The sequence below is a fragment of the Tateyamaria sp. genome, from assembly GCF_059783535.1.
On the sequence record NZ_JBYNDP010000146.1, the window covers coordinates 1 to 8628 of the forward strand.

At 58.8% G+C, this 8628-nt stretch carries 11 protein-coding genes and 1 pseudogene; 7 read left to right on the top strand and 5 right to left on the bottom strand.

The genetic code is table 11. The features are described 5' to 3' along the window. The 3 genes and pseudogenes from AC6RA8_RS19180 to iscR all read right to left on the bottom strand — a co-directional run. Positions 1–350, bottom strand: a pseudogene (locus AC6RA8_RS19180) (Fe-S cluster assembly protein SufB); the annotation flags it as partial. A gap of 28 nt (positions 351–378) precedes the next feature. Further along, the gene (locus AC6RA8_RS19185) at positions 379–1422 is read right to left on the bottom strand and encodes a cysteine desulfurase family protein (protein WP_500354936.1); all 1044 of its coding nucleotides are present in this window, start codon (positions 1420–1422) and stop codon (positions 379–381) included. Positions 1423–1476: 54 nt separating this feature from the next. Next, the gene (iscR, locus tag AC6RA8_RS19190) at positions 1477–1938 is read right to left on the bottom strand and encodes a Fe-S cluster assembly transcriptional regulator IscR (protein WP_500354937.1); all 462 of its coding nucleotides are present in this window, start codon (positions 1936–1938) and stop codon (positions 1477–1479) included. A 158-nt stretch (positions 1939–2096) separates the two neighbouring features. Between iscR and AC6RA8_RS19195 the strand changes: the two genes are divergently transcribed. The 4 genes from AC6RA8_RS19195 (at position 2097) to AC6RA8_RS19210 (ending at position 4876) form a co-directional block, all read left to right on the top strand. After that, a complete protein-coding gene (locus tag AC6RA8_RS19195) occupies positions 2097–2750 on the top strand; it encodes an alpha/beta hydrolase (RefSeq protein ID WP_500354939.1) in 654 nt (217 codons plus the stop codon). After that, complete coding sequence (locus tag AC6RA8_RS19200) at positions 2750–2989, top strand: hypothetical protein (protein WP_500354941.1); 240 nt, start codon at positions 2750–2752, stop codon at positions 2987–2989. The genes AC6RA8_RS19195 and AC6RA8_RS19200 overlap by 1 nt, the downstream gene beginning before the upstream one ends. Continuing rightward, positions 2986–3561 carry an HD domain-containing protein gene (locus AC6RA8_RS19205; protein ID WP_500354943.1) on the top strand — a complete coding sequence of 192 codons (576 nt, stop codon included), beginning with the start codon at positions 2986–2988 and terminating at the stop codon, positions 3559–3561. Before AC6RA8_RS19200 ends, AC6RA8_RS19205 begins: the two co-directional genes overlap by 4 nt. Before the next feature lie 100 nt (positions 3562–3661). Next, entirely contained in the window at positions 3662–4876 is a 1215-nt protein-coding gene (locus AC6RA8_RS19210) for an NADP-dependent isocitrate dehydrogenase (protein ID WP_500354945.1), read from the top strand. On the opposite strand, the gene AC6RA8_RS19215 is transcribed toward AC6RA8_RS19210, so the two are convergent. Both AC6RA8_RS19215 and AC6RA8_RS19220 read right to left on the bottom strand, forming a co-directional pair. After that, positions 4873–5706, bottom strand: a complete 834-nt coding sequence (locus AC6RA8_RS19215; protein WP_500354947.1) for a class II glutamine amidotransferase — start codon at positions 5704–5706, stop codon at positions 4873–4875. The two genes, AC6RA8_RS19210 and AC6RA8_RS19215, sit on opposite strands and share 4 nt — an antisense overlap. Positions 5707–5709: 3 nt before the next feature. Further along, entirely contained in the window at positions 5710–5916 is a 207-nt protein-coding gene (locus tag AC6RA8_RS19220) for a DUF6356 family protein (RefSeq protein WP_500354949.1), read from the bottom strand. A 114-nt stretch (positions 5917–6030) separates the two neighbouring features. On the opposite strand from AC6RA8_RS19220, the gene AC6RA8_RS19225 reads away from it, so the two are divergent. From AC6RA8_RS19225 to typA, 3 genes are all read left to right on the top strand, one after another. Continuing rightward, the gene (locus tag AC6RA8_RS19225) at positions 6031–6489 is read left to right on the top strand and encodes an Lrp/AsnC family transcriptional regulator (RefSeq protein WP_500354951.1); all 459 of its coding nucleotides are present in this window, start codon (positions 6031–6033) and stop codon (positions 6487–6489) included. An 11-nt stretch (positions 6490–6500) separates the two neighbouring features. Then, complete coding sequence (locus AC6RA8_RS19230; protein ID WP_500354952.1) at positions 6501–6836, top strand: DMT family transporter; 336 nt, start codon at positions 6501–6503, stop codon at positions 6834–6836. A gap of 159 nt (positions 6837–6995) precedes the next feature. After that, a partial coding sequence (gene typA, locus AC6RA8_RS19235; protein ID WP_500354953.1) for a translational GTPase TypA occupies positions 6996–8628 on the top strand: 1633 nt, incomplete at its 3' end.

The window sequence follows — 8628 nt, forward strand, 5'->3', positions numbered from 1 at the left end:
GCCAGCAGCTTGGGATCGACCTCGTCCAGCGACTTGGGCTTGACCTCCATCGATTTGGGACGGGCGTAGTAGTACTGGTCCTGAAAGTCGATCTCAGGGTAGTCGACCATGGCCCAGTCTGGTTCCTTCATCTGCAGCCAGCGCTCATAGGCTTGCAGGCGCCATTCGGTCATCCACTCCGGCTCTTCGTTCTTTTCCGAGATGAGTTTGACGATGTCTGGTGTTAGGCCTTTTGGCGCGTACTCCATCTCGATGTCGGTTTCCCAACCGTATTTATACGCGCCGCCAACCTCGGCAACAGCATCCACCGTTTCCTGATCGACACCTTCCTTGACCACTACATTTTCCATGTCAGACATCCTCTCGCATCTGAGCGGTTTACGCCGCCCGCGCCTCGTGTTTCTTCAGTTTTTGCGCCCATGTATCGGCAAAGCGCAAAACGTCCTCTTCCGTCGTCTCAAGCCCCAGCGACACCCGCACCGCAGATGCCGCCTCAAGCTCCGAATATCCCATCGCCTTCAGCACCCGGCTGGCCTTGACCTTGCCACTGGAACAGGCAGACCCCGCCGAGATGGCAAAACCCGCCAAATCCATCTGCATCACCTGTGTTTCGCCCTTCCAGCCGGGCGTGATGAAACAGGAGGTGTTGGGCAGGCGTTGCGCCTCTTTCCCGACAAAAATAGTTGTCTTTGACGCGGCAGCAAGAGCGTTTTCTAGAATATTTCTAAGTTTCTCGATCCGGTCCCATTTTCCGCTCGCCACGTCACGCTGTGCAGCTTCGGCTGCAGCGCCGAAACCGGCAATACCGATGACGTTTTCAGTCCCCGAGCGGCGGCCCATCTCCTGACCACCGCCACGGACCTGCGCCTGCACATCCAGCCCCTGCTGCAAGACCAAAGCACCCACACCCTTCGGCCCGCCCAGTTTGTGAGCCGAGATCAGTCCCATCTCGATCCCCAGCCAATCAAAGCCAAAGGGCAACTTACCAAAGCCCTGCGTCAGATCGCTCAGGGCCAGCTCCCTTGGGATGTCCTGAACAAAACCTGTTTCGGAATTGGCCAGCTGCAAGCAAGACGCCGCAGGCGTTTCCACCCGAACGCGCCCGTTGGCATCTGCGGTCAAAACCGGATCAATCCATGCGCCGACCGCATCATGTTCAACCGCGGACCCGTGCAAAGAACGCCCCGCACAGGCAAGGGCCGCAGCCTCGGTCGCGCTGGCAGTAAAGACGATGTCGGCGCCCGACGCGCCAAGCGCTTCTGAAATCTGCCCGCGCGCCTTTTCAACAATCGCCTTGGCTGCGCGCCCCTCGGCGTGCACCGATGATGGATTGCCCACCGCATCCATGGCGCGCAGCATCGCCTCGCGCGCCTCAGGCCGCATCGGGGTCGTCGCGTTATGATCCAGGTAGACCCGGCTCATGTTTCTTCTGACCAAAAATACCGCGGAGGTCTGGGGGCTGGCCCCCAGTTGACGTCAACCATCATCGACCACCGCAAAGAGGTTGGGCACCGCGGGACACGGGGCCAGTTCGTTCCCGATCACGTCCGACAACCGCGTCTGATGCAAGAAGACGTAGACATGCGCACTCAATCCTTCCCACAAACGGTTGGTCAGTGACTGCGCCTTGGACCCGGACGCCGCGCCAGAGGCCCCGGCCCCCTTGTGCATCGCATCCACCTTTTCATCGACGGCCGCCAGAATATCAGCCACGCGGATGTCAGAGGCGGACCGCGCGAGTTTGTAGCCCCCGCCGGGCCCACGCACGGACGACACCAGTTCGGCGCGCCTCAGCTTGACGAATAACTGCTCAAGATAAGGCAACGAGATGTCCTGCCGGGTTGAGATATCGCCCAGGCTGACAAGTTGGTCGCCGGGCTGCATGGCGATGTCAGCCAGCGCCACCATCGCATAGCGTCCCTTGGTCGACAGTTTCATGGCAAAACCCCCAATTGACGTCACCGACACAAGGTCATACATCGTTGCCCACTGCAGGATGAATGACCTGTCGAAAAAGTTAGAACCGTTCTAAGGTGCCCGATCAAATTCGTCAAGAAATCGGAACCTAAAAAAGACGCGCGAGGACAGAACACCATATGCCCGAGGTCATTTTTCCCGGACCCGAAGGCCGCCTCGAAGGCCGCTACCACCCCCAAAAAGAACGTGATGCGCCGATAGCCATCGTTTTGCATCCTCACCCGCAGTTTGGCGGCACGATGAATCACAAGGTGGTGCACGCGCTGCACTATGCCTTTTTCAACATGGGGTTCACCGTTCTGCGCTTCAACTTCCGTGGTGTCGGGCGCAGTCAGGGCGAATATGATCAGGGCATTGGCGAGCTGAGTGATGCGGCCTCGGCCCTCGACTACCTGCAGTCGATGAACAACAATTCCAAGCACTGCTGGGTGGCAGGCTTTTCATTTGGCGCGTGGATCGGCATGCAGCTATTGATGCGGCGGCCTGAGATCACCGGCTTCATATCTGTATCGCCCCCTGCCAACATGTACGACTTTTCGTTCCTGGCGCCCTGCCCGTCCTCTGGGCTGATCATCAACGGCACATCCGACCGGGTGGCGCCGCCCGCAGATACCGAGGCGCTGGTGTCCAAACTGCACGAGCAAAAGGGCATCACCATTACGCACACGCAGGTCGAAGGGGCCGGCCACTTCTTTGAAGAGCCGCATCTGGACACTCTGATCGGCAACACGACCGACTATGTGAAACGACGCCTGACCGAGACCACGCGCTGATGGCGGATCCCGCCGTCACCGAGATGGCCAACAAACTGGCCGAGGAATGCCTTGCTGTGCAGAACGAACTGGGCAACGACCGCTTGTTCATGGAAGTGGGCGATGTGCTGGGCGCATCGTCCCAGACGCTTGAAGAAGCATTCCTGACCGCGATCCGTACCCGGATGGCCAACGATGCTGGGCGCCGCTTCCTGGCCCAGAAACTCAAGGCGCATCGCGCGGAACAGGCATCTGAGTGACGCGGCTGGACCAGCAAATCGCCTTTCTCAACGAGGCCGACAAGCTCAAGTCCATCCTTCGCGCAACGACCCTCGCTGACGGCAGCCGAGCGGAAAACAGTGCGGAACACTCCTGGCACCTGACGCTTTATGCGCTGGTTCTGGCGGATCAGGCTGGCCCGGACGTCGACATCAACCGCGTCATCAAGATGTTGATCCTGCACGATCTGGTCGAGATTGATGCAGGCGACAATCCGATCTTCGAGGATGTGGATGCCGCCGCTGTCGCAGCACAGGAACAGGCCGCTGCTGATCGTATTTTCGGTCTGCTGCCCCTCGACATTGCACAAACGCTGCGCCCGATCTGGGAAGAGTTCGAAGCCGCCGAAACAGCAACGGCACAATTTGCGAAAGCTTTAGACCGGTTCCAGCCCCCGATGCTGAACCTCGCCTCGGGCGGTGGCAGCTGGACGGATTACAATGTGACCGAGGAAACCATAGCCGCGCGCGTTGGAACAAAAATCGAGCGTGGCGCGCCGGGGCTTTGGGACTATGCCAGCAAACGCATCAGTGCGTTCTTTGACGCTCTCTAAGCCAAGATAATTTCTGTATACCGTTGCATACAGTCTTTCCAAATCGGTTCTGACCCGCTAAGCGCTATGCACGACTGACAGTGCCGCAAAGGACCCATCCATGACCAAGATCAAGGTAGAAAACCCCATTGTCGAAATGGATGGGGACGAGATGACCCGCATCATGTGGGACTTCATCAAGAAGAAGCTGATCGAACCCTATTTGGACATCGACCTGCTCTACTACGATCTGGGGATCGAGGAACGCGACCGGACCGAAGACCAGATCACCATCGATGCGGCCGAAAAGACCAAGGAAGTCGGCGTCGCCGTCAAATGCGCAACCATCACCCCGGACGAAGCGCGTGTCGAGGAGTTTGGGCTGAAAAAGATGTGGCGCAGCCCCAACGGCACGATCCGCAATATCCTGGGCGGGGTGATTTTCCGCCAGCCGATCATCTGCCGCAACGTGCCCCGTCTTGTCCCCGGCTGGACCCAGCCCATTGTGGTGGGGCGCCATGCCTTCGGCGACCAATACAAGGCCACCGACATGAAGTTTCCGGGCGCAGGCACCCTGACCATGAAATTCGTGGGCGAAGACGGGACGGAGATTGAGCACGAAGTCTACAAGGCCGACAGCGCAGGCGTGTTCATGTCGATGTATAATATCGACAAGTCGATCTACGACTTTGCGCGCGCGTCGTTCAACTATGGCCTCAACCTGGGCTGGCCGGTCTATCTGTCGACCAAGAACACGATCCTCAAGCAATATGACGGGCGGTTCCTCGAGATCTTCCAAGAGGTCTATGACGCCGAGTTCAAGGAGCAGTTCGAAGCCAAGAAAATCTGGTACGAACACCGCCTGATCGACGACATGGTGGCCTGTGCCATCAAGTGGAATGGCGGCTTTGTCTGGGCCTGCAAAAACTATGATGGCGACGTGCAGTCAGACGTGGTGGCGCAGGGCTTTGGCTCACTTGGCATGATGACCAGCCAATTGATGACACCCGACGGCAAGATCGTTGAAGCCGAGGCCGCGCACGGCACCGTTACACGTCACTACCGCCAGCATCAGGCGGGCGAGCAGACGTCCACCAACTCAATCGCATCCATCTATGCATGGACGGGCGGGCTAAAGCACCGGGCGAAGCTCGATGACAACGCACAGCTCAAGCGTTTTGCGGAGACCTTGGAGAAGGTGATTGTGGACACAGTTGAGTCCGGTCACATGACCAAGGACCTGGCGCTGCTTGTTGGTCCCGATCAGGGGTGGCTGACCACCATGGGCTTCCTCGAGAAGATTGACGAGAACCTGAACAAGGCGCTTGCCGGCTAAGCGACCTTTTGATGACGAGGCGGCCCTGCCCTGCGCGTGGCGGGGTCGTCCCAACGACGCGGTGCAAAATGGCTCGTGGACACACCATCGGGGCCGAAACTGCAGAAGGTTCCCGGTGCCACCGCGGTCCATCCTTCGTGATCGGCATCGAAGGGCTCGGACACAATGGCCCACCCCTGCCAATTTTCTTTCCATCGATAATAGAGCGACGGCGCTTTGTCGTCCGACGCGTAGCGCGCAGCATAGAGCGTTTCACCATCGGAGAACGCAACGGAAAGGCGCATATGCGGGCTGCTGCCGTGGCGCTTTGAGAGGGTTTCGAGTTGGTGCACTGCGTGTTCCAATGCACGCCGCGGATTTCGGTCCAGCCCTGCACCCACCGCCAAAAGGAACAAGGTTTCGGAATCCGTGGCCCCTTTGCGGTGTTCATACAATGCGTCCGTGATCAGCATATCCGCTTTTTTGCGGAACCCGCCAAAGCCGCCGACCTGACCGTTGTGCATGAAAGACCAGCGTCCAACAGCAAATGGATGGCAATTATTGCGACTGGTTGCGGTCTCTGTCGACGCGCGCACATGCACTAGAAACGTCCCGGATTTCACCTGACGGGCTATGGATTGCAGATTTGGGTCCGACCAAGCCGGATACACATCACGAAACAGCCCCGGTTCAGGTCTGTGCGCGTACCACGCCAGACCAAACCCATCTGCATTGACTGCCGTCTTACACTCCTCGGCCGACAGGGATTGGTTGACGAGCGAATGCTCCGGCTCCGCTATCATGTCCGACAGGAACAGCGGTGCCCCTGTGTAAGCGGCCCACCTGCACATGGATCAACGACCGCGATTGTGGGTTTTGGCGTACATGCCGGCAATCATGTTGCTTGCTGTTCTTTCAAACAGACACGGGATCACCGCGTGGATCAGTGCCGCGCCACCGGCCAGGAACAACCGAACAGCAAATCCACCCGCAAAAACAGCATGTTGCGCATAGCTTTCATCTACACTGCGGGGGTGGGACAGAAACATACGGGTCAGCATCTGAAACTCCTGAATTGATTTCCGTCATCCTATGCTGACCTCGGGGTCATTTTTTCCCAAATTGGCCCCTAACCGCCCCTTGTTCTGTGACATGCTCCCACCGACATAGGGGTGATGAAGACATTTGATGACATAGACATGCGAATCTTGCGCGAGTTGCAGCAGGACGCAGGCGTTTCACTGGAGACGCTTGGGGACCGGGTTGGCCTCAGCCGGAACGCATGCTGGCGACGCGTCCGCGCGCTGGAAGACAGTGGCGCGGTCAAGGGCCGGGTGGCTTTGCTGGATCCGACCGCCGTTGGTCTGAGCCTGATGGTGTTCATGCAGATCCGCACACAAAGCCACGACCCTGACTGGCAACAACGGTTCAACAGGGCTGTCCAGACAATTCCCGGCATTCTGAGCGTGTACAGGATGACCGGTGATCTGGACTATTTGATCCGGGCACGGGTATCAGACATGGCGGGTTATGATGACCTGTACCAACAGCTGATCCATCACGTGCCTATCGCAGACGTGTCGGCCAGTTTCGTTATGGAAGAGATCAAGGACAGCACAGCCCTGCCCATCTGAAAGACACGCCAATGCCCCTTCATTATGTTTACCTCGTTCTGGCCGTCGCTGCCGAGACGATCGGCACCACTGCGCTTCAGGCCAGCAACCAGTTCACGCGGATGGGGCCAACGCTGCTGGTCGTTCTGGCCTATGGCGTCGCGTTTTACTTTCTGGGCATCGCGCTGAAATACATTCCGGTCGGCATCGCTTATGCCCTTTGGTCGGGTTTGGGGATCGTCCTGATCGCCTTGATTGGCTTTGCGGTGTTTGGGCAAGTCCTCGATCTGGCGGCCATCCTTGGATTGGGGTTGATCATCACGGGGATTGTGGTGATTCAACTCTTCTCATCCACGGCGACACACTAGGACCCTTTGACCCTTTCATTCTGCATTGCGGCGCTATATGGGCCGGGCAACGGGCGCGCTGTCACTCAAGACCGTGCCGCCAGCATCGGACATTTATGTCCTACCGCTTCGCTACTTGAGGACACCGACGTCCTACCGCTTCGCTACTTGAGGACAGATATGGATCTGCGCAACATCGCCATCATCGCCCACGTCGACCACGGCAAGACCACGCTGGTGGACGAATTGCTGAAACAGTCCGGTACGTTCCGCGACAACCAGGCCACCACTGAACGGGCCATGGACAGCAACGACCTGGAGCGCGAACGCGGGATCACCATTCTGGCCAAGGCAACATCTGTTGAGTGGAAAGGCACGCGCATCAATATCGTGGACACGCCCGGTCACGCCGATTTCGGTGGCGAGGTTGAGCGCATCCTGTCGATGGTCGACGGTGTTGTGCTGCTGGTGGACGCAGCCGAAGGCCCGATGCCGCAAACCAAGTTCGTGACCTCCAAGGCACTTGCGCTGGGCCTGCGCCCCATCGTCGTGCTGAACAAGGTGGACAAACCGGATGGCGAGCCGGACCGCGCGCTGGACGAATGCTTTGATCTCTTTGCAAACCTAGGCGCGGATGACGATCAGCTGGACTTCCCGGCCATGTACGCCTCGGGCCGGTCGGGCTGGGCGGATATGGAACTGGACGGCCCGCGCAAGGACCTGTCGGCCCTGTTTGATCTGATCGTGGATCACGTCCCGGCTCCGGCACAGCTGGCGGCCAAGGACCAACCGTTCCGCATGTTGGCAACAACGCTTGGATCGGACCCATTCATTGGCCGCATCCTGACGGGTCGTGTTGAATCCGGCACCCTGAAAGGGGGTGAGACCGTCAAGGCCCTGAGCCGCGATGGAACGTTGATCGAGAACTTCCGCTGCACCAAGATCCTTGCCTTCCGCGGGCTTGGGCAGCAGCCCATTGATATGGCGGAAGCAGGCGATATCGTGACGCTTGCGGGTATGTCCAAGGCAACCGTGGCAGACAGCATCGTGGCCACCTCGGTGTCCGAGGCCCTGCCCGCGCAACCAATCGATCCACCAACCATCACTGTCACCTTTGGCATCAACGACTCGCCCCTTGCCGGTCGAGACGGCAAGAAAGTGCAATCCCGTGTGATCCGCGACCGCCTGATGAAAGAGGCGGAATCGAATGTCGCCATCAAGATCACCGACACCCCGGGCGGCGACGCCTTCGAAGTGGCGGGCCGCGGCGAATTGCAGATGGGTGTTCTGATCGAAAACATGCGCCGTGAAGGGTTCGAGCTGAGCATTTCGCGCCCGCAGGTTCTGTTCCAGGAGATCGACGGCGTTCGGCATGAACCTATCGAAGAAGCCACAATTGACGTGGATGACGAATACTCAGGCGCCGTTATTGAAAAGCTGACCGGCGCGCGCAAAGGCAACTTGGTCGAGATGAAACCGGCCGGGGCTGGCAAAACCCGCATCGTCGCCCATGTGCCGTCGCGTGGCTTGATTGGTTATCACGGCGAATTTCTGACGGACACGCGTGGCACAGGCGTGCTGAACCGGGTGTTCCACGAATGGGCCCCACACAAGGGTCCGATCCCGGGACGGCGCGCGGGTGTCCTGATTTCGATGGAAAACGGCCAGTCTGTCGCCTTCGCCCTCTGGAACCTGGAAGAGCGCGGCCGCATGTTCATCGGGGCACAGGCCGACGTCTATACAGGCATGATCATTGGTGAACACAGCCGCGACAACGATCTGGAAGTGAACCCGCTGAAGGGCAAGAAGCTGA